The sequence below is a fragment of the Pseudomonas sp. GM25 genome (assembly GCF_000282255.1).
GTDB classification, from domain to species: domain Bacteria; phylum Pseudomonadota; class Gammaproteobacteria; order Pseudomonadales; family Pseudomonadaceae; genus Aquipseudomonas; species Aquipseudomonas aphyarum.
In genome coordinates, this window is the sequence record NZ_AKJQ01000054.1 from 52,675 (window position 1) to 74,325 (window position 21,651).

General features: G+C 62.5%; 9 protein-coding genes. 1 reads left to right on the forward strand and 8 read right to left on the reverse strand.

Annotated features, from left to right (window positions below; genetic code table 11):
- Positions 1 to 54 precede the first annotated feature (54 nt).
- The 8 genes from PMI24_RS21720 to PMI24_RS21755 all read right to left on the reverse strand — a co-directional run bounded on the left by PMI24_RS21720 (position 55) and on the right by PMI24_RS21755 (position 9,912).
- Positions 55 to 972, reverse strand: coding sequence for a LysR family transcriptional regulator (locus PMI24_RS21720; RefSeq protein ID WP_007957716.1), 918 nt, complete (start codon positions 970 to 972; stop codon positions 55 to 57).
- A gap of 58 nt (positions 973 to 1,030) precedes the next feature.
- Positions 1,031 to 1,897, reverse strand: a complete 867-nt coding sequence (locus PMI24_RS21725) for an ABC transporter permease (protein ID WP_007957718.1) — start codon at positions 1,895 to 1,897, stop codon at positions 1,031 to 1,033.
- A 20-nt stretch (positions 1,898 to 1,917) separates the two neighbouring features.
- Complete coding sequence (locus PMI24_RS21730; RefSeq protein ID WP_007957720.1) at positions 1,918 to 2,778, reverse strand: ABC transporter ATP-binding protein; 861 nt, start codon at positions 2,776 to 2,778, stop codon at positions 1,918 to 1,920.
- Positions 2,779 to 2,783: 5 nt separating this feature from the next.
- The gene (locus PMI24_RS21735; RefSeq protein WP_007957722.1) at positions 2,784 to 3,809 is read right to left on the reverse strand and encodes an ABC transporter substrate-binding protein; all 1,026 of its coding nucleotides are present in this window, start codon (positions 3,807 to 3,809) and stop codon (positions 2,784 to 2,786) included.
- An 18-nt stretch (positions 3,810 to 3,827) separates the two neighbouring features.
- Positions 3,828 to 4,724 carry a TauD/TfdA dioxygenase family protein gene (locus PMI24_RS21740; RefSeq protein WP_007957724.1) on the reverse strand — a complete coding sequence of 299 codons (897 nt, stop codon included), beginning with the start codon at positions 4,722 to 4,724 and terminating at the stop codon, positions 3,828 to 3,830.
- A gap of 287 nt (positions 4,725 to 5,011) precedes the next feature.
- Complete coding sequence (locus PMI24_RS21745) at positions 5,012 to 6,379, reverse strand: HlyD family type I secretion periplasmic adaptor subunit (RefSeq protein ID WP_007957729.1); 1,368 nt, start codon at positions 6,377 to 6,379, stop codon at positions 5,012 to 5,014.
- The gene (locus PMI24_RS21750; protein ID WP_045121845.1) at positions 6,369 to 8,525 is read right to left on the reverse strand and encodes a type I secretion system permease/ATPase; all 2,157 of its coding nucleotides are present in this window, start codon (positions 8,523 to 8,525) and stop codon (positions 6,369 to 6,371) included. Before PMI24_RS21750 ends, PMI24_RS21745 begins: the two co-directional genes overlap by 11 nt.
- 34 nt (positions 8,526 to 8,559) lie before the next feature.
- Positions 8,560 to 9,912, reverse strand: a complete 1,353-nt coding sequence (locus tag PMI24_RS21755) for a TolC family outer membrane protein (RefSeq protein WP_007957732.1) — start codon at positions 9,910 to 9,912, stop codon at positions 8,560 to 8,562.
- 360 nt (positions 9,913 to 10,272) lie between these two features.
- Between PMI24_RS21755 and PMI24_RS21760 the strand changes: the two genes are divergently transcribed.
- Positions 10,273 to 21,651, forward strand: an 11,379-nt coding sequence (locus tag PMI24_RS21760; protein WP_007957733.1) for a retention module-containing protein, incomplete at its 3' end; no start/stop codon positions are given.

Below are 21,651 nucleotides of genomic sequence, written 5' to 3' on the forward strand. Positions count from 1 at the left end.
ACGGCTGACGAAAATTGACTTGTCGGCAGCTTATAGTTGCGCCAGACGCAATCCTCAGGGTTGGGCTGCCAGCCAGGTTTCGTCGCAGCAGGTCTTGAGGGTTTCGCGCAGCCAGCGGTGGGCCGGATCCTTGTCGAAACGCGGGTGCCAGGCCTGGGTCAGCATCAGCGTCGGCAGCGGGATCGGCAGGTCGAACGAGCGCAGCTTCAAGCCCAGCCGCCGTACACTGAGCAACGCTTCCTTGGGTACCGGCAGGATCAGATCGGAGTCCGGCAGGGCGAACATCGCCGCATGGAAACTCGGCGCGATCACCGCTACCCGCCGCTCCAGGCCCAGCGCATTCAACGCGGTGTCGATAGGCCCACGGGCAATGCCCCGGCGGGACATGCTGATGTGGGAAAAACCGGCGTAACGTTCGGCGGTGATCTCGCCATCCAGTAGCGGATGATCCTCGCGCACCAGGCCGACGAAGTGGGTGGAAAACAGGTTCTGTATTTTGACTTCCGGGGTCACCGGGCGGGTGTTGCTGACACTCAGATCGATCCGCCCTTCACGCAAGGCTTCATCGTCGCCGTCGCCTTCGGGAACGAAACGCAACTCACAGTGCGGCGCCAGTTGATCGAGGGTGTCGAACAGCTTGCCGCCGTACACGCCAACGAAGAAGTCGTTGGCGCGAATGCTGAAGCGCCGGCGCAACGTCCCCAGTTCCACCGCATCGGCTGAGCGAAACAGCAGCGCCGCCTGCTCGACCACATCGCGCACCTGCTCGCGCAACTCCAGCGCCTTGGGCGTCGGCACCAGACCGCGACCGGCACGCACCAGAATCGGATCGCCAATGGCTTCGCGAATCCGCGTCAACGTGCGGCTCATGGCCGCCGAACTGAGATTCATCCGCCGTGCGGCGCCGACCACGCTGCCCTCGTCGAGCAAGGCGTCGAGGGCGACCAACAGGTTCATGTCCGGGAGTTGCATGCTGAGCACTCATGACCAATCAGGATTGATTCGCACGCAATGCTAGCAGATCAGAAAATCAGCGCTGCATCCCCCAGCGTTTCACCGTCACCCGCTCCAGCGTGTCGAACACCAGGTTCTCCACCAGCAAGCCGATGAGGATCACCACGGCCAGACCGGCAAACACTTTGTCGGTGTACAGCTCGTTGCGGTTCTGGAAGATGTACCAACCCAGGCCACCCTTGCCGCTGGTGGCGCCGAACACCAGTTCGGCGGCGATCAGGGTGCGCCAAGCGAAAGCCCAGCCGATTTTCAGCCCGGCGAGGATCGACGGCAGCGCCGCCGGAATCAGGATGAACAGCACGAAGCGCATGCCCTTCAATCCGTAGTTTCGGCCGGCCATGCGCAGGGTTTCCGAGACGCCGAGAAACCCGGCGTAAGTGTTCAACGCCAATGCCCACAGCACCGAATGCACCAGCACGAAAATCAGGCTGTTCTGCCCCAGGCCGAACCACAGCAATGCGAGCGGCAACAGCGCAATCGCTGGCAGCGGGTTGAACATAGAGGTCAGCGTACTTAGCAAGTCCCGGCCTAATTGGGTCGAGACCGCCAGCGTGGTCAGGGCGAAGGCCAGGACGATGCCGATCAGGTAGCCCTTGAGCAGCACCACCAGCGAAATCCACACCTTGCCCAGCAGTTCGCCGCTGAGCAGACCGTCATACAGCGCATGACTGGTCTGCAAAAAGCTCGGCAGCAGCAGGTCGTTGTTCTGCACCCGGGCCACCACCTCCCAGAGCACGGCGAGCAAAATCAGGATCACGCTTTTGCGCAGCCAGCCCTGTTGCCACAGGCGCTGGCCGAGCGGCAGTTCGCGCTCCACCGGCACGCTGGTCAGCGGTTGCAGATCGTTTTCGAATTCTTGACGTACGGATGATGAATGGCTCATCGGGCAATCCTCCAGGCGGCTCAATAAGCGATGCGGATATCGGTGAAATCCAGTTCGCGCTCGGTTTCCGGCGACTGCCCTTCATCGAACAGCAAACGGTGAATACGCCGTGCCGACTCCTGAAACGCCACACCACCGAGGCTGTGCAGATCGTATTGATGGCTGTGTACTTCCGCCCTCACCCGGCCCGGGTGCGGCGACAGCAGCAGGATGCGATTGCCCACCACCAGCGCTTCTTCAATCGAGTGGGTGACGAACAGCAAGGTGAAACGCACCTCCTCCCAGAGCAGCAGCAATTCCTCCTGCATCTTGCGCCGGGTCAGGGCGTCCAGCGCGGCGAACGGTTCGTCCATCAGCAGGATTTTCGGCTGCATCGCCAGCGCCCGGGCAATCGCCACCCGTGCTTTCATGCCGCCGGACAAGGTATGCGGGTAGGCATCGGCGAACGCCGCCAGGCCGACCTTTTCCAGATAGTGCAGCGCGCGCTCTTCGGCTTCCTTTTTCTTCAACGTGCGCGAGGCCAGCAGCGGAAACATCACGTTCTGTTTGACGGTTTTCCACGGTGGCAGCTGATCGAACTCCTGAAACACCACGATCCGGTCTGGCCCCGGCGCGTCGACACGCTGGCCCTGCAGACGGATCTCGCCCTCGCACGGCGCAATGAACCCGGCGACGGCTTTGAGCAACGTGGATTTACCGCAGCCGGACGGGCCGAGCAGCACGAAGCGATCCTGTTGATCGACTTCGAAACTGACCTGGTGGGTGGCCCGCACGACGCGCTGCGGCGTGCGGTATTCGAGGCTGACCTGGTCGACCGCCAGCAGCGCCTGCGCGGTGGCGATCGGGTTGCTGGCCGCGTGGCCTTGCAAAGGGGCGTTCATGTCGATCAGCTCCCTTGCAGCGGTTTGGCGTCCTGGAAGAAGTAGTCCTTCCACGATTCGGGTTTGTTCTTGATCGCGCCGACGCGGTAGAGGAATTCGGCGAGCGGGTAGGTGTTTTTCGGCGTGACGCTGAATTCGAACTGCGGGTTGTCGATGATTTTCAGCAACGCGGCGCGGTCGATCTTGGCCTTGGTCACGCGGATGTAAGTGTCCGCCGCCGCGCCTTTATCGTTCTGCGCAAATTGCGCGGCTTCGGTCAGGGCTTCGACGAACGCCTTGTAGGTTTTCGGGTTCTCGTTGCGGAATTTCTCGGTGGCGAACAGCACGGTCGGCGAGTTCGGGCCGAGCACGTCATAGGAGTTGAGCACCACGTGCACGTTCGGATTTTCCAGCGCCTGATCCTGGAACGGTGGGTTGGAGAAGTGCCCGGTCAGCTCGGTGCCGCCGGCGATCAACGCCGCAGTGGCGTCCGGGTGCGGAACGGCGATGGTGTACTTGTCGAGGCGATTGAATTCCTTGTCACCCCACTGCTTGGCCGCCGCGTATTGCAGGAAACGCGACTGCACCGAAACGCCCACCGCCGGCACCGCAATGCGGTCCTTCTCGGTGAAGTCGGCGATGGTTTTGACCTTGGGATTGTTGCTGACGAGGTAGTACGGGAAGTTGCCCAGCGAGGCCACGGCTTTGACGTTCTGCTTGCCGTGGGTGCGATCCCAGATCGTCAGCAGCGGCCCGACGCCGGCGCCGGCAATGTCGATGGAACCGGAAAGCAGCGCATCGTTGACCGCCGCGCCGCCGGACAGTTGGGTCCAGTCGACCTTGATGTCGAGCCCTTCCTGCTTGCCGTACTTCTCGATCAGACCCTGATCGCGCACCACATTGAGCAACAGATAGACAATACCGAACTGTTCGGCGATACGGATTTCACCTTCGGCGTGGGCCACGGTCGGCGCCACCAGGCTGCCGGCGATCAGGCTGAAACCGAGGCCGATGGCCGCTGCCAGCGGCGCGAATGGAAGACGTTTGGACATGATCGGATCTCCGGCAAATCAGAAAGGCGCGTCGCCCTGGATGGTGGTGCGATACAGCTTGCGGCGCAGGTGCGCGGGGCAGCCGGCGGCAAGGTGGATCAGCGAGCGGTTGTCCCAGAACACCATGTCGTGGGGCTGCCATTGATGGCGGTAGATGTTCTGCGGCAGCACGCTGTGGGCGTAGAGCTCGTCGAGCAGTTGTTTGCTCTCGTCTTCCGGCAGGCCGACGATGCGGGTGGTAAAGCCTTCGCTGACGAACAACGCCTTGCGGCCGTTTTCCGGGTGGGTGCGGACCACCGGGTGCACGACCTCGGCGACCTGAGCCAATTGCTCCGGGGTCAGGGTCGGGCGCCAGTTGCCTTCGAATTTGGTTTCGCTGTAGCGCGCGGTGTAGGAATGCGCAGCCGAGCGGCCTTCGACGGCTTTGCGCAGCGCGTCGGGCAGGCTGTCCCAGGCTTTGTGCATGTCGGCGAACAGGGTGTCGCCGCCTTCGGACGGCAGCTCCTGAGCGTGCAGCATCGAGCCGAGGCTCGGCAGCTCCTTATAGGAAAGATCCGAGTGCCAGAATTTGCCGGCATCACCGAGGCCGATGTTCTGGCCGTTCTCGACGATGTTGGAAACGATGAGGATTTCCGGGTGATTGGCCAGCAGGAACTGCTTGAGCACGTGGATCTGCAACACGCCGAAGCGGCGGCTGAAATCGATCTGCTGTTGCGGGGTGATGCGCTGGTCGCGGAACACCACGACGTGGTGATCGAGGTGCGCGCGGTGGATGCGGGCGAAGTCTTCATCGTTGACCGGACGGGTCAGGTCGAGGCCGATGATTTCGGCGCCGACGGCACCGCTGAACGGACGGATCTCGAAGGTTTGCGGCGCGACAGTCGCGGCGCTTGGGGTAGCAGTAGCTGCGGACATCAATCAATCTCCCACGCACGGCGCGCTCAAGGGCGCGCGCGTCGATCAGAAACTCACGCTGGATTGCGTGTTGGTTCGTGTCGTGCGGCGCGCCGATTGGTCGGCAGGTACGCAGGAGGCTGACTTTATAGCTATAAGAAGCGGAATTTAAATACTGTTAACGAATAACGATATGGCGAATGCTTAGGAATGGACTGGATGGTGAGTGACCATTTGTGTCACTTCTGGACGGAATGTGTTGGTGCGACGAACGCCTCCGCGAGTCCCGCGAAGGCGTTCGTGAAGATTTACCGTTCGTGCAACGCCTCGGCCCGCGCCCGGATGATCGGCTTGAGCAAATAGCTCAGCACGGTCTTCTTGCCGGTGATGATGTCCACCGACGCCACCATCCCGGGGATGATCAGCAACGGTTTCTCGTCAGTGCCGAGATGGCTGCGTTCGGTGCGCAGTTTGATGATGTAGTAGGTGGTTTTCTTGTCTTCGTCGGTGATGGTGTCGGCGCCGATCTGTTCCAGCTTGGCCTTCAGACCACCGTAGATGGTGTAGTCGTACGCGGTGAATTTCACCGTGGCTTCCTGGCCCGGATGCAGGAACGCAATGTCCTGCGGGCGGATCTTCGCTTCGACCAGCAGGGTGTCATCCAGCGGCACGATTTCCAGCAGGTCGCTGCCCGGCTGAATCACGCCGCCAATCGTGTTGACCAGCATCTTGTTGACGATGCCCCGTACCGGCGAGGTGACGAGCGTACGGCTGACCCGGTCTTCCAGCGCCTTGCCGGTGGCCTGGGCCTTGTTCAGGTCGGTGCGAGCCTCGTTGAGCTGAGTCAGGGCTTCGCTGCGGAATTTGCCGCGCGTTTCGTCAATCTTGCGCTGCACTTCCTTGATCGCCGATTCGGCGCGCGGAATTGCCAGGGTGGTGGCGTCGAGCTGACCACGGGTTTCCACTTCGGCACGCTTGAGTCGCAGCACTTCCACCGGCGACACCGCGCCCTGGGCCACCAGCGGCTCGGACATGTTGATTTCCTGGCGTTGCAGGCCGAGTTGCTGGCGGTATTGCGCCTGCTTCGAGGTGAACTCGCGCAACTCTTGCTGGCGCTGGATCAACTGTTCCTGCAAACCACCGACCTCGTCGTGCAATTGCTGACGACGGCTGATGTACAACGATTCTTCACTTTTCGCCTGACCCGGTACGGCTTTAAGCACGTCCTCGGGGAAATTCAGCGGCCGGTCATCGACCTCGGCGCTCAGGCGCTCGACCCGCAGCAACATCGACAGGCGATCAGCCTCGGTTTCGCCGACGTTGGAGGCAAAACGCGTGTCATCCAGGCGAACCAGCGGTGCACCGGCCTCGACAATCTGGCCTTCCTTGACGAACAGCTCGGAGACGATCCCGCCCTCGAGGTTCTGGATTTTCTGGATCTTCGACGAGGGAATCGCCTTGCCGTCGCCCTTGGTCACTTCGTCGATCACGGCGAAGTTGGCCCACAGCATCAGGAACACGAAGAAACCGATGATCGCCCAGATCGTCAGCCGCACCACGCGTGGCGCGTCCTCGATCAAGGCCTTGTTGACCTCCGGCAGCGGCTGGCCCTGCAGCGATGCCGAGCCCTTGAAGTAGCGGCGGATCGAATCCTTGAAACCCGACTTAAGCAACACTGATCTGCCCCTTCTTCAACGCTTCCATGACGGCCGCTTTCGGGCCGTCGGCGAGGATCTGTCCACGGTCGACCACCAGCAGGCGATCGACCAGCGACAGCAGCGATGCCCGGTGCGTCACCAGCACCACGGTCTTGTTTTCCACCACCGCCGCGAGGCGTTGCTTGAGGCGTTCTTCGCCGGTGTTGTCCATGGCGCTGGTCGGTTCGTCGAGCAAGAGGATCGGCGGATTGAGCAACAGCGCCCGGGCCAGCGCAACGTTCTGGCGCTGGCCGCCGGACAGGTTCTGCCCGCGCTCGCCGACTTGCAGCTCATAACCCTGTGGATGCAGGCGGGCGAATTCGTGGACGCCGGCCAGTTCAGCGGCCTGCAGGACAAGCTCGTCCTCGACGTAACGGGCGCCGGAAACCAGGTTGTCGCGCAGGGTGCCGGCCAGCAGCTGGATGTCCTGCGGCACGTAGCCGATGTTGTAGCGCAGCTCGCTGACGTCGATCTGGCGGATGTCGACGCCATCCACCAGCAACGCACCGTCGTCCGGCTGATACAGGCCCACCAGCAATTTCGCCAGTGAGCTTTTGCCGGAACCGCTGCGACCGATGATGCCGATCTTCTCGCCGGGACGGATCACCAGGTTGATGTTCTTCAGCGCCGGGTTCTGTTGTTCCGGGTAGGTGAAGTTGAGCTGGCGGCATTCGATCGCGCCCTGCAGAACCTTGCGGCTCAACGGGCGTTCTTCGAAATTGCGCTCCTGCGGCAACTCCATCATCTGGTCGACCGAGGTCATGGTCACCCGCGCCTGCTGGTAGCGGGTCAGCAGACCGGACAACGACGCCAGCGGGCTGAGGGCGCGGCCACTGAGCATGTAGCAGGCGATCAGGCCGCCCATGCTCAGGTTGCCGGCGATGATCTGGTACACACCGAAGACGATCATGATCACCCCGGCCAGTTGCTGGATCAGCAGGGTGATGTTCATCGCCAGACCGGAGAGCATTTTCACCCGCAGCTCGAGGCGGCTGAGGGTGCCGATGGTCTGCTCCCACTGATACTGGCGTTCGCTTTCGGCGTTGTTGACCTTCACCGCGTCGAGGCCGGCGAGGGTTTCGATCAGGCTCGACTGACGCTCGGCGCCGAGGGCCATGGTGCGTTCCATGGTTGCCACCAGCGGCTTCTGCAAGGCGTAGCCGATCAGCAGCGCAATCGGGAAGGCCAGCACCGGAATCCACACCAGATGCCCGCCGAGAATCGCGATGACGATGAAGATCAGGATGGTGAACGGCAGGTCGATCAGGCTGGTCAGGGTCAGCGAGGCGAGGAAGTCGCGCAGGCTCTGGAACTCGTGGATGTTCTGGGCAAAGCTGCCGACCCGCGCCGGGCGGTATTTCATGGCCATACCGACGATGCGTTCGAACAGCGTGGCGGAGATGATCAGGTCGGTTTTCTTGCCGGCCAGATCCAGGCACAGGCTGCGCAGGCTCTTGAGGATCAGGTCGAACATATAGGCGCCGGTGATGCCCAGCGCGAGCACCCACAGGGTCGCTTCGGCCTGGTTCGGCACCACGCGGTCGTAGACGTTCATCACGAACAGCGGCGCGGCCATGGCGATGATGTTGATCAGGAAACTGGCGGCGATGGCGTCGGCATACAGCCAGCGCGAACGCTTGAGGGTGTCGCGAAACCACGAGCGTGCACGCGGGATCAGCGTGCCGTGGTTGACGTCGAATTTGTGCTGGGGCTGGGCGAAGAACACTTTGCCGGTGTAGTCGTCGGCCAGCAGTTCGCGGCTGACCAGAGACTCGCCGCCGTCGCTTTCGCTGAGCAGCACCCGCGCTTCGTTCTCACCCTGCCAGCCGAGCAGGACGGCGCTGCGGCCATCCTTGAGCAGCAACAGCGCCGGCATGGCAATCGCCGGAATTTCTTCCAGCTTGCGTTGCAGCACCCGCCCCTGCAGCCCGGCGCGCGCCGCTGCACGGGGCAGCAGCTCGACACTCAGGCGTTGTTTGGGCAGCGGCAGGCCGGTGGTCAGCATCGCCGCGCTGGCGGGCTTCTGGTGGAGCATGCAAAGAGCGAGCAGACCATCCAGTAACGGATCGTCGTGCAACGCGCGTGGATCATGACTGAGATGAACTCGACTGACTTCTGATTCCACGCTCTGCACTCTTAACGGTTGAAAAGGGACAAACTCAATTCATCCCAGGCAGCTGGACCTTGGGCTTCACGTCGTTCTGCACAACGGATGCCAATGGTGCGACCACTCCCTGGCTCTTGAGTAACTCGCCCATGGTCGCCTTGATTCGGTACTGAGTAAATAACTGAATGTTTTTGATCTCGGCCAGACGCCGCGAAGCGGTGAACAGCTCGTTTTCGCTGTCGAGCAAATCCAGCAGGGTACGTTCGCCGAGGCTGAACTGACGCTGGTAAGCGGTGCGCACCGAGGTGCTGTGATCAACGTACTGCTGAGCGATCGGTACCTGGGCGTTGGCGTTGTTCAGGGCGTTCCAGGCCAGGCCCAGTTCTTCATTCAATTGACGCAGGGCGTTGTTGCGGATGTCCAGCGCCTGGTTCGACAGGTACGACTTGGATTCCAGGTCCGCCTTGTTGCTGCCGCCCGAATACAGGTTGAAGCGCATGCGCAGCATGGCCTGCCATTCGTTGTTGTGACCGTTCTGGCCGTCGAGGTCGTTGTCGGCAGTGCGGCCCAGCTCGGCGTCGAAGCGCGGGTAGAAGGTCGACTTGGCGGTCTCGTACTGCTTCTCGGCAGCGGCGATATCGGATTCGGCCGAGCGCAGGATCGGGCTGTTTTCCAGCATCTGCGCGCGGGCTTCATTCAGGTTGGCCGGCATCATCGCCATGAACGGCGCCGGACGCTCCAGTTGATCGGGCATCTGGCCGACGGCGCTGAGGAAATTGGTTTCCGAGTCGGCGAGGTTGGTCTGCTCGGTGATCAGGTTGTTGCGGGCCTGGGCCATCCGCGCTTCGGCCTGATCGAGGTCGGCACCGCTGCCGACGCCGCGCTGGGTGCGCAGCTGGATCTGATCGTAGATTCGCTGGTGGCTCTTGAGGTTTTCCTCGGCCAGACGCACGAACTCGCGACGGGTCAGTACATCCAGGTAAACCTGGGCCACGGTCAGCGCAGTGCGCTCGGAAGTGCCGAGCAAGGAATAGGCGCGGGAGTTGACGGTGGCTTGTTGACGCCCGACTTCGCTGGACGTCGCAAAACCGTCAAAAACCATTTGCGACAGACGCAAACTTGACTCGCTGCGGTTCAGGGTTTCCCAGTGATTCCCGCCACCGGCGGCACGGGTGGTGACGCTGTCGGTGCCTTCACGGCCATAGCCGCCCAGCAGATCGACCTTGGGCAGGTATCCACCTTTTGCAGCCTTTAACTGATAATCCGCGGCCAGTCGGCTGTTGACCCCTGCCTGGATTTCCGGATGGACATCCAGTGCCTGCTGCATGGCTTCTGGTAAGGATTGTGCTTGTACGAAAGACGCGGCGAGAGCGAAGGGTAGAGCCTTGAACAGGTGCGAACGCATGGTAAAGATTTCCCAGAACTTCTTGTCTTGAATCACAGCAAAATGACGAGCTGCGTCGGAAGATGGCAACCGGAATGACCGTATGTCGGAAAGTTTAAAACCGGAACTGGATCACACGCTGAAGGGCAGGTCGCCGCATAAATATCAATGTGACATTACCGGGGCGATTGTTTAGGATGGCTCCCAGAAGGTCAATAGTTTGGCATAAAGTTAATAGCGAAAGAATCTAGCCAAAATATTGACGAATAGCAGCGTCAACTTTGCTTCATCTTTTTTTAAAAGTACGTCCAGACTGAATCGGCGCAGACAGCCATCAGGTCTATGGAAGTCAACTGAACGTGACACCCCGGAGAGTCTTCAATGAGCAGTGTTGTTGCCATCGTCAAAAGCATTGTCGGTCAGGTTTTCGTGGTGTCCCCAGAGGGCGTCCGTCGCGTACTCGTTGAAGGCGACCGGCTGTTTGCCGGCGATCAGGTCGACACCGGCGTTTCCGGCGCCGTGTCCCTGGAACTGGCCGATGGCCGCACGATCGATCTGGGCCGCGACACTCAGTGGAGCGCCGATACCCCCGATTCCAGCACCGACCTGGCCGAAGCCACCGCGCAAGCCGCGCCGTCGGTAGAAGAGCTGCAACAAGCCATCGCCGCCGGTGTCGACCCGACTACCGCCCTTGAATCCACCGCTGCCGGCCCGAGCGCCGCAGGGACTGGCGGTGCCGCCGGTGGCGGTCACAGCTTTGTGATGCTCGATGCGACCGCCGGCCGTGTCGACCCGACCATTGGCTTCCCGACTGCGGGCATCAATTCCGCCGGCCAGGTCGCACAGGACACCACCGGTGGCCAGACCACCGACACCACCGCCAACGCCCTGCGCGAATCGACCCTGAGCCTCAGCGCCACGCCGAGCATCACCGAAGCCGGCGGCGTGCTGGTGTACACCGCGACCCTGACCCAGGCGCCGCTGACCGACCTGACCATCACCCTGTCCAACGGCGCGGTGATCGTGATTCCGGCCGGTTCCACCACCGGCACCGTCAACGTGCCACTGGCACCGAACGACACTGTTTATAACGACCCGACCCAGATCGACGTGACGGTCACCGGCACCACTGGCGGTGGCGGCATCACCGTGACCCCGCCGACCACTCCGGCCACGACTCAGGTCACCGACACCATCGACACCACCACCGTCACCCTGACGGCCGGCCCAAGCGTGACCGAAGGCGGTCAGATCACCTACACCGCCACGCTGACCAACCCGGCCCAGACGCCGGTGACCGTCACCCTGTCGAACGGCTCGACCATCACCATCGGCGCCGGCCAGACTACCGGCACCGTCAACGTGCCGACCGCGCCGAATGACGTCTATAACAACGGCAGCACCGTCACCACCACCATCACCGGTGCCACCGGCGGCAACTTCGAAAACCTGGTGCCGAACCCGACACCGGCCGTTACCACGATCGTCGATTCGCGAGACACCACCGGCCTGACCCTGACCGCTACCGGCACCGTGGTCGAAGGTGGCCAGATCACCTACACCGCGACCCTGACCAATCCGGCGCAGACGCCGGTGACCGTCACCCTGTCGAACGGCTCGACCATCACCATCGGCGCCGGCCAGACCACCGGCAGCGTCAACGTGCCGACCGCACCGAATGACGTCTACAACAACGGCGGCACCGTCAGCACCACGATTACCGGTGCTACCGGCGGCAATTTCGAGAATCTGGTGCCGAACACGACGCCAGCGACCACCACCGTCACCGACTCCATCGACACCACCAACCTGTCGCTGAGCGCGACCGGTTCCGTGGCCGAGGGCGGTTCGATCGTCTACACCGCGACCCTGACCAATCCTGCCGGCACCCCGGTGACCGTGACGTTGAGCAACGGCTCCGTCATCACCATCGAGGCTGGCAAAACTACCGGCACAGTCACCGTTCCGGCCCCTGCCGATGACGTCTATAAAGACGCCGGCAAGGTCGAAGTCACTATCAAGGACGCCACTGGCGGTAACTTCGAGAACCTGGTGCCAAGCACCGTTCCGGCCGTTACCGAAGTCACTGACACCATCGACACCACCACGGTGAAACTCACTGCGACCGAATCGGCGGCTGAAGGTGGCACTGTCACTTATACCGCTACTGTCGGCGCGCCAGTGACCGGTTCACCGGTCACCGTGACCTTGGCCAACGGTCAGTCGATCACCATCGAAGTGGGCAAAACCACCGGCACCGTGACCACCACCGCGCCGAACGATGCGTTGACCGGCAATGCACCACTGACCAACTCGATCACCGGCGTTTCCGGCGGTAATTACGAAAATCTGGTGGCCGACAAAACTCCGGTTTCGACCACGGTTACAGACGTTGCCGACACCACCAATCTGACCCTGAGCGCCACCGGCACTGTCGCCGAGGGTGGTTCGATTGTTTACACCGCGACCCTGACCAATCCGGCCGGCACCCCGGTGACCGTGACGTTGAGCAACGGCTCCGTCATTACCATTGAAGCGGGCAAGACCACTGGCACCGTGACCGTTCCGGCCCCTGCCGATGACGTCTATAAAGACGCCGGCAAAGTCGAAGTCACCATCAAGGACGCCACCGGCGGCAACTTCGAGAACCTGGTGCCAAGCACCGTTCCGGCCGTCACCGACGTGACCGATACCGTCGACACCACCACCGTCAAACTGACCGCCACCGAGTCGGCGGCTGAAGGTGGCACCGTTACTTACACCGCCACTGTCGGCGCCCCGGTTACCGGCTCGCCTGTCACCGTGACCTTGGCTAACGGTCAGTCGATCACCATCGAAGTCGGCAAAACCACCGGCACCGTGACCACCACCGCACCGAACGACGCATTGGCCGGCAACGCACCGCTGACCAACGCGATCACCGGCGTGAGCGGCGGAAACTACGAGAATCTGGTCGCCGACAAAACTCCGGTTTCGACCACCGTCACTGACACCGTCGACACCACCAACCTGACCCTCAGCGCCACCGATTCCGTGGCCGAGGGCGGCTCGATCATCTACACCGCGACGCTGACCAATCCGGCCGGCACTCCGGTCACCGTGACCCTGTCGAACGGTGCCGTCATCACCATCGAAGCCGGCAAGACCACCGGCACCGTGACTGTCGATGCGCCGAAAGACGACGTTTACAAGGATGCTGGCAAAGTCGAAGCGACCATTACCGGCGCAACCGGCGGCAACTTCGAAAACCTGGTGCCAAGCACTGTGCCGGCCGTGACCCAGGTCACCGACACCATCGACACTTCGACCGTCAAACTGACCGCGACCGAATCGGCTGCTGAAGGCGGCACCGTCACTTACACCGCGACGGTTGGCGCTCCGGTAACCGGCTCGCCTGTGACCGTGACCCTGGCCAACGGTCAGTCGATCACCATCGAAGTCGGCAAAACCACCGGCACCGTGACCACCACCGCGCCGAACGACGTACTGGCCGGCCATGCACCGCTGACCAACTCGATCACCAACGTCAGCGGCGGCAACTACGAAAACCTCGTGGCCGACAAAACGCCGGTCAGCACCACCATCACCGACACCGTCGACACCACCACCGTATCGCTGACCGCCACCGGCAACGTCAACGAGGGCGGGCAGATCGTCTACACCGCCACCCTGACCAACCCGGCCGGCACCCCGGTGACCGTGACGTTGAGCAACGGCTCCGTCATCACCATCGAAGCCGGCAAAACCACTGGCACCGTGACCGTTCCGGCCCCAGCCGATGACGTCTATAAAGACGCCGGCAAAGTCGAAGTGACCATCAAGGACACCTCCGGCGGCAATTTCGAAAACCTGGTGGCCAACCCGACGCCAGCGGTGACCAACGTCGCCGACACCATCAACACCACGCACCTGACCCTCAGCGCCGAAAGCTATGTGCTCGAAGGCACGTCGATCACCTACACCGCGACCCTGACCAACGCCGCGCAGACGCCGGTGACCGTCAATCTGAGCAACGGCCAGACGATCGTTATCGAGGCCGGCAAGACCAGCGGTTCGGTGACCATCCCGGCGCCGAGCGATGACGTCTACAAGGATGTCAGCAAGCTCACCGTGACCATGACCGATGCCAGCGGTGACAACTTCGAGAAACTCGACGTCAGCAAGACGCCGGTCAGCACCACGGTCAACGACACCATCGACAAGACCACGCTGACCCTGAGCGCCAGCGACACCGTCAGCGAAGGTGGCCAGATCACCTACACCGCGACCCTGAGCAACCCGGCCGGCACCGCCATGACCGTGACCCTGGCCAACGGCGCGGTGATCAACATCGCTGCCGGTGCCACCAGCGGTTCGGTGAACTTCCCTGCGCCGGCCAACACGCCTTACATCGATGGCGGCAAGGTGCAGACCGCGATTGCCAGCCACAGCGGCGGCAACTTCGAACAGGTCGATGCCAACCGTTCGGCTGTGGTGACCAAGGTCACCGATACCGTCGACACCACCAATATCAGCCTGAGCGCCACCGGTTCGGTCGCCGAGGGCGGTTCGATCGTCTACACCGCGACCCTGACCAACCCGGCCGGCACGGCCATGACCGTGACCCTGAGCAACGGCGCGGTGATCAACATCGCCAAAGGCGCCAGCACCGGCACCATCACTGTCGCAGCACCGGGCGATGACGTGTACAAGGACGCCGGCAAAGTCGACGCCAGCATCACCAAGACCACGGGCGGCAACTTTGAAAATCTGGTGGTCGACAAGACCCCGGCGGTGACCGATGTCACCGACACTATCGACAACAGCACCGTTTCCCTGAGCGCCACGGCCAGCACCGTTGAAGGCGGCGTGGTGGTTTACACCGCCTCCGTCACCGCACCGGTAACCGGTTCGCCAGTGGTCGTGACCCTGTCCAACGGCCAGACCATCACCATCCCGGTCGGCGCCAGCAGCGCCAGCGTCAACTACACCGCGCCGAACGATGCACTGGCCGGCGGCAACACGTTGAGCGTGAAGATCGACGGCACCAGCGGCGGCAATTACGAAAACCTGGTCGCCGACAAGACTCCGGCCGTGACCTCAGTCACCGACACCGTCGACACCACCAACCTGACCTTGAGCGCTACAGGTTCCGTGGCCGAAGGCGGTTCGATCGTTTACACCGCCACGCTGACCAATCCAGCTGGCACGCCAGTGACCGTGACGCTGAGCAACGGCTCGGTAATCACCATCGAAGCGGGTAAAACCACCGGCACCGTGACCGTTCCGGCTCCGGCCGATGACGTCTACAAAGACGCCGGCAAAGTCGAAGTGACCATCAAGGATGCGTCCGGCGGCAACTTCGAGAATCTGGTTCCGAGCACCGTACCGGCCGTCACTGAAGTGACTGACACCATCGATACGTCGACCGTGAAGCTGAGCGCCGATACGTCGGTGGCGGAGGGCGGCACCGTCACCTACACCGCCACTGTTGGTGCGCCAGTGACTGGTTCGCCGGTCACCGTGACCCTGGCCAACGGTCAGACCATCACCATCGAAGTCGGCAAAACCACCGGCACTGTCACCACCACCGCGCCGAACGATGCGCTCAACGGTCATACACCGCTGAGCAACTCGATCACTGGCGTGAGCGGCGGCAACTACGAAAACCTGGTGGCCGACAAGACACCGGTCAGCACCACCGTGACCGATACCGTCGACACCACCGACCTGACGCTGACCGCAACCGGCACCGTGGCCGAAGGTGGCTCGATCACCTACACCGCGACCCTGACCAACCCGGCCGGCACTCCGGTGACCGTGACGTTGAGCAACGGCTCCGTCATCACCATCGAGGCCGGTAAAACCACCGGCACCGTGACTGTCGATGCGCCGAAAGACGACGTCTACAAGGATGCCGGCAAGGTCGAAGTGACCATCAAGGATGCGTCCGGCGGCAACTTCGAGAACCTGGTGCCGAGCACTGTTCCGGCTGTTACCGATGTCACCGACACCATCGACACCACCACGGTGAAACTGACCGCGACCGAGTCGGCGGCTGAAGGTGGCACTGTCACTTACACCGCGACCGTTGGCGCTCCGGTGACTGGCTCGCCTGTGACCGTGACCTTGGCGAATGGTCAGTCGATCACCATCGAAGTGGGCAAAACCACCGGCACCATCACCACCACTGCGCCGAACGATGCGTTGAACGGTCACACTCCGCTGACCAATGCGATCACCGGTGTAAGCGGCGGTAACTACGAAAATCTCGTAGCCGACAAGACTCCGGTCAGCACCACTGTGACTGACACCGTCGACACCACCGACCTGACACTGACTGCGACCGACACCGTGGCCGAAGGTGGCTCGATCACCTACACCGCCACCCTGACCAATCCGGCTGGCACCCCGGTGACCGTGACGTTGAGCAACGGCTCCGTCATCACCATCGAAGCGGGCAAAACCACCGGCACCGTGACCGTCGATGCGCCGAAAGATGACGTCTACAAGGACGCCGGCAAAGTCGAAGTCACCATCAAGGATGCGACTGGTGGCAATTTCGAGAACCTGGTGCCGAGCACCGTTCCAGCCGTCACCGATGTAACCGACACCATCGACACCACCACGGTGAAACTGACCGCGACCGAGTCCGCAGCTGAAGGCGGGACTGTCACTTACACCGCCACCGTTGGCGCCCCGGTAACCGGCTCGCCTGTGACCGTGACCCTGGCCAATGGTCAGTCGATCACCATCGAAGTGGGCAAAACCACCGGCACCATCACCACCACGGCGCCGAACGATGCGTTGAACGGCCACACCCCGCTGACCAATGCGATCACCGGTGTGAGCGGCGGTAACTACGAAAACCTCGTAGCCGACAAGACCCCGGTTTCGACCACCGTCACCGACACCGTCGACACCACCAACCTGACCCTGAGCGCTACTGACTCGGTGGCCGAAGGCGGTTCGATCGTCTACACCGCGACTCTGACCAATCCGGCGGGTACGCCGGTGACCGTGTCCCTGTCGAACGGCGCCGTGATCACCATCGAGGCCGGTAAAACCACCGGCACCGTGACCGTCGATGCGCCGAAAGATGACGTCTACAAAGACGCCGGAAAAGTCGAAGTCACCATCAAGGATGCAACTGGCGGCAACTTCGAGAATCTGGTGCCAAGCACTGTTCCGGCTGTCACCGATGTAACCGACACCATCGACACCACCACGGTGAAACTCACCGCGACCGAGTCGGCAGCTGAAGGCGGCACTGTCACTTACACCGCCACCGTTGGCGCCCCGGTAACCGGTTCGCCTGTGACCGTGACCCTGGCCAACGGTCAGTCGATCACCATCGAAGTCGGCAAGACCACCGGCACTGTCACCACCACCGCACCGAACGATGCACTCAACGGCCATACGCCGCTGACCAACTCGATCACCGGCGTGAGCGGCGGCAACTACGAAAACCTCGTGGCCGATAAAACGCCAGTCAGCACCACCGTGACCGACACCGTCGACACCACCAACCTGACCCTGAGCGCCACGCCGGAAGTCAACGAAGGTGGCCAGATCACCTACACCGCGACCCTGACCAACGCCGCCGGCACTCCGGTGACCGTGACGTTGAGCAACGGCGCCGTGATCACCATCGAGGCCGGCAAAACCTCCGGTACCGTGACCGTCGATGCACCGAAGGACGACGTCTACAAGGACGCCGGCAAAGTCGAGACGACCATTTCGACCACCACCGGTGGCAACTTCGAGAACCTGGTCACCAGCACCGCCCCGGCGGTCACCACCGTCAATGACACCATCGACACGTCCACCGTGTCGCTGACCGCTACCGCCAACGTCGCCGAAGGCGAAACCGTGGTTTACACCGCGACCGTGACGGCGCCAGTGACCGGCTCGCCGGTCGTCGTGACCCTGTCCAACGGCCAGACCATCACCATCGCCGTCGGCGAGACCACCGGCACCGTGAACTTCGTCGCGCCGAACAGCCCGTTGGCGGGCGGCAGCTCGTTGAGCGTGACCATCGACAAGGCCACCGGCGGCAACTACGAACATCTGGCGGTGGACGGCAAGCCTGCCGACACCTCGGTGTCGGACACTGTCGACACGACCAACCTGAACCTGACGGCCACCGATTCGGTTGCCGAGGGTGGTTCGATCACTTACACCGCGACCCTGACCAACCCGGCGGGTACGCCGGTGACCGTGACCCTGTCGAACGGCGCCGTCATCACCATCGAGGCCGGTAAAACCACCGGCACCGTGACCGTCGATGCGCCGAAAGACGACGTCTACAAGGACGCCGGCAAAGTCGAGGCGACCATTTCGACCGCCACTGGTGGCGGTTTCGAGAACCTGGTGCCGAGCACCGTTCCGGCCGTGACCAACGTCACCGACACCATCGACACCACCACGGTGAAACTGACCGCGACCGAGTCGGCGGCGGAAGGCGGCACCGTTACTTACACCGCGACCGTGGGCGCACCTGTGACCGGTTCGCCTGTGACCGTGACCCTGTCCAACGGACAGTCGATCACGATCGAAGTCGGCAAAACCACCGGCACCGTCACCACCACCGCGCCGAACGATGCGCTCAACGGCCACGCGCCGCTGACCAACGCGATCACTGGCGTGACTGGCGGCAACTACGAAAATCTCGTGGCCGACAAAACGCCGGTTTCGACCACCGTCACTGATACCGTCGACACCACCAACCTGACCCTGAGCGCCACTGGCTCCGTGGCCGAGGGTGGTTCGATCGTCTACACCGCGACCCTGACCAACCCGGCAGGTACGCCGGTGACCGTGACCCTGTCGAACGGCGCCGTGATCACCATCGAGGCCGGTAAAACCACCGGCACCGTGACCGTCGATGCACCGAAGGACGATGTCTACAAAGACGCCGGCAAAGTCGAAGCGACCATTTCGACCGCCACCGGTGGCAACTTCGAGAACCTGGTGCCGAGCACTGTTCCGGCCGTAACCGAAGTCACCGACACCATCGACACCACCACGGTCAAACTGACCGCGACTGAATCGGCAGCTGAAGGCGGCAACGTCACTTACACCGCGACCGTGGGTGCACCTGTGACCGGTTCGCCAGTCACCGTGACCCTGTCCAACGGTCAGTCGATCACCATCGAGGTGGGCAAGACCACCGGCACCGTGACCACCACTGCGCCAAACGATGCGCTGAACGGCCACACGCCGTTGACCAACGCAATCACTGGCGTGAGCGGCGGCAATTACGAAAATCTGGTCGCCGATAAAACCCCAGTCAGCACCACCGTGACCGACACCGTCGACACCACCAATCTGTCGCTGACCGCGACCGACAGCGTGGCCGAAGGCGGTTCGATCGTTTACACCGCGACCCTGACCAACCCGGCCGGCACCCCGCTGACCGTGACTCTGTCGAACGGCGCCGTCATCACCATCGAGGCCGGTAAAACCACCGGCACCGTGACCGTTGCCGCGCCAGCCGATGACGTCTACAAAGACGCCGGCAAGGTTGAAGTGACCATCAAGGACGCAACCGGTGGCAACTTCGAGAACCTGGTTCCGAGCACCGTTCCAGCCGTAACGGAAGTCACCGACACCATCGACACGACGACCGTGAAGCTGACCGCTTCCGAAACGGCCGCTGAAGGTGGCACCGTCACTTACACCGCGACTGTTGGCGCGCCAGTGACCGGCTCGCCTGTGACCGTGACCCTGGCCAATGGTCAGTCGATCACCATCGAAGTGGGCAAAACCACTGGCACTGTCACCACCACCGCGCCGAACGATGCACTCAACGGCCACACGCCGCTGACCAACTCGATCACGGGTGTGACTGGCGGCAACTACGAAAACCTCGTAGCCGACAAAACTCCGGTTTCGACCACCGTCACTGACACCGTCGACACCACCAATTTGACCCTCAGCGCCACCAACTCGGTTGCCGAAGGCGGTTCGATCACTTACACCGCCACACTGACCAACGCTGCGGGCACCCCGGTGACCGTGACCTTGAGCAACGGCGCCGTGATCACCATCGAGGCCGGCAAAACCACCGGCACCGTGACCGTCGACGCACCGAAAGATGACGTCTACAAAGACGCCGGCAAAGTCGAGGCGACCATTTCGACCGCCACCGGTGGCAATTTCGAGAACCTCGTTCCGAGCACCGTTCCGGCTGTCACTGAAGTCACCGACACCATCGACACCACCACGGTCAAACTGACCGCGACCGAGTCGGCGGCTGAAGGCGGCACTGTCACTTACACCGCCACCGTGGGCGCACCCGTGACCGGTTCGCCAGTCACCGTGACTCTGTCGAACGGTCAGTCGATCACCATCGAAGTCGGCAAGACCACTGGCACCGTCACCACCACCGCACCGAACGATGCGCTGACCGGCCACACGCCGTTGACTAACGCGATCACCGGCGTGAGCGGCGGCAACTACGAGAATCTGGTCGCCGACAAAACGCCGGTTTCGACCACCGTCACTGACACCGTCGACACCACCAACCTGACCCTCAGCGCCACCAATTCGGTTGCCGAGGGCGGTTCGATCATCTACACCGCGACCCTGACCAACGCCGCTGGCTCGCCAGTGACCGTGACTCTGTCGAACGGCGCCGTGATCACTATCGAAGCCGGCAAAACCACTGGCACCGTGACCGTTGCCGCGCCAGCCGACGACGTCTACAAAGACGCCGGCAACGTGCAGGCGACGATCACCAATGCCAGCGGTGGCAACTTCGAAAACCTGGTGCCGAGCACTGTTCCGGCCGTGACGCAAGTCACCGATACCATCGACACCACCACGGTGAAACTCACCGCGACCGCGTCGGCGGCTGAAGGCGGCACCGTCACCTACACCGCGACCGTGGGCGCGCCGGTGACTGGCTCGCCAGTGACCGTGAACCTGTCGAATGGCCAGAGCATCACCATCGAAGTGGGTAAAACCACCGGCACCGTGACGACCACGGCGCCTAACGATGCGCTCAACGGCCACACGCCGCTGACCAACGCGATCACCAACGTGACGGGCGGCAACTACGAAAATCTGGTGGCCGACAAGACGCCGGTCAGCACTACCGTGACCGACACTGTTGACACCACCAACCTGACCCTTAGCGCCACCAATTCGGTCGCCGAGGGCGGTTCGATCGTTTACACCGCGACCCTGACCAACGCTGCGGGCACTCCGGTGACCGTGACCTTGAGCAATGGCGCAGTCATCACCATCGAAGCCGGTAAAACCACAGGCACCGTGACCGTCGCCGCGCCAGCCGATGACGTCTACAAAGACGCCGGCAACGTGCAGGCCACCATCACCAACGCGACTGGCGGCAACTTCGAAAACCTGGTGACCAGCACCACGCCAGCGGTGACCAGCGTCACCGACACCATCGACACCACCACCGTGAAGCTGACCGCAACCGCAACAGCGGCCGAGGGTGGCACCGTCACCTACACCGCAACCGTGGGTGCACCGGTGACCGGCTCGCCTGTGACCGTGAACCTGTCGAACGGTCAGTCGATCACCATCGAAGTCGGCAAAACCACCGGCACCGTGACCACCACGGCGCCTAACGATGTGCTGACCGGCCATGCACCGCTGACCAACGCCATCACCGGCGTGAGCGGTGGTAACTACGAAAATCTGGTGGCTGATAAGACCCCGGTTTCGACCACCGTCACCGACACCGTCGACACCACCAACCTGTCGCTCAGCGCGACCGGCACCGTGGCCGAAGGTGGTTCGATCACCTAC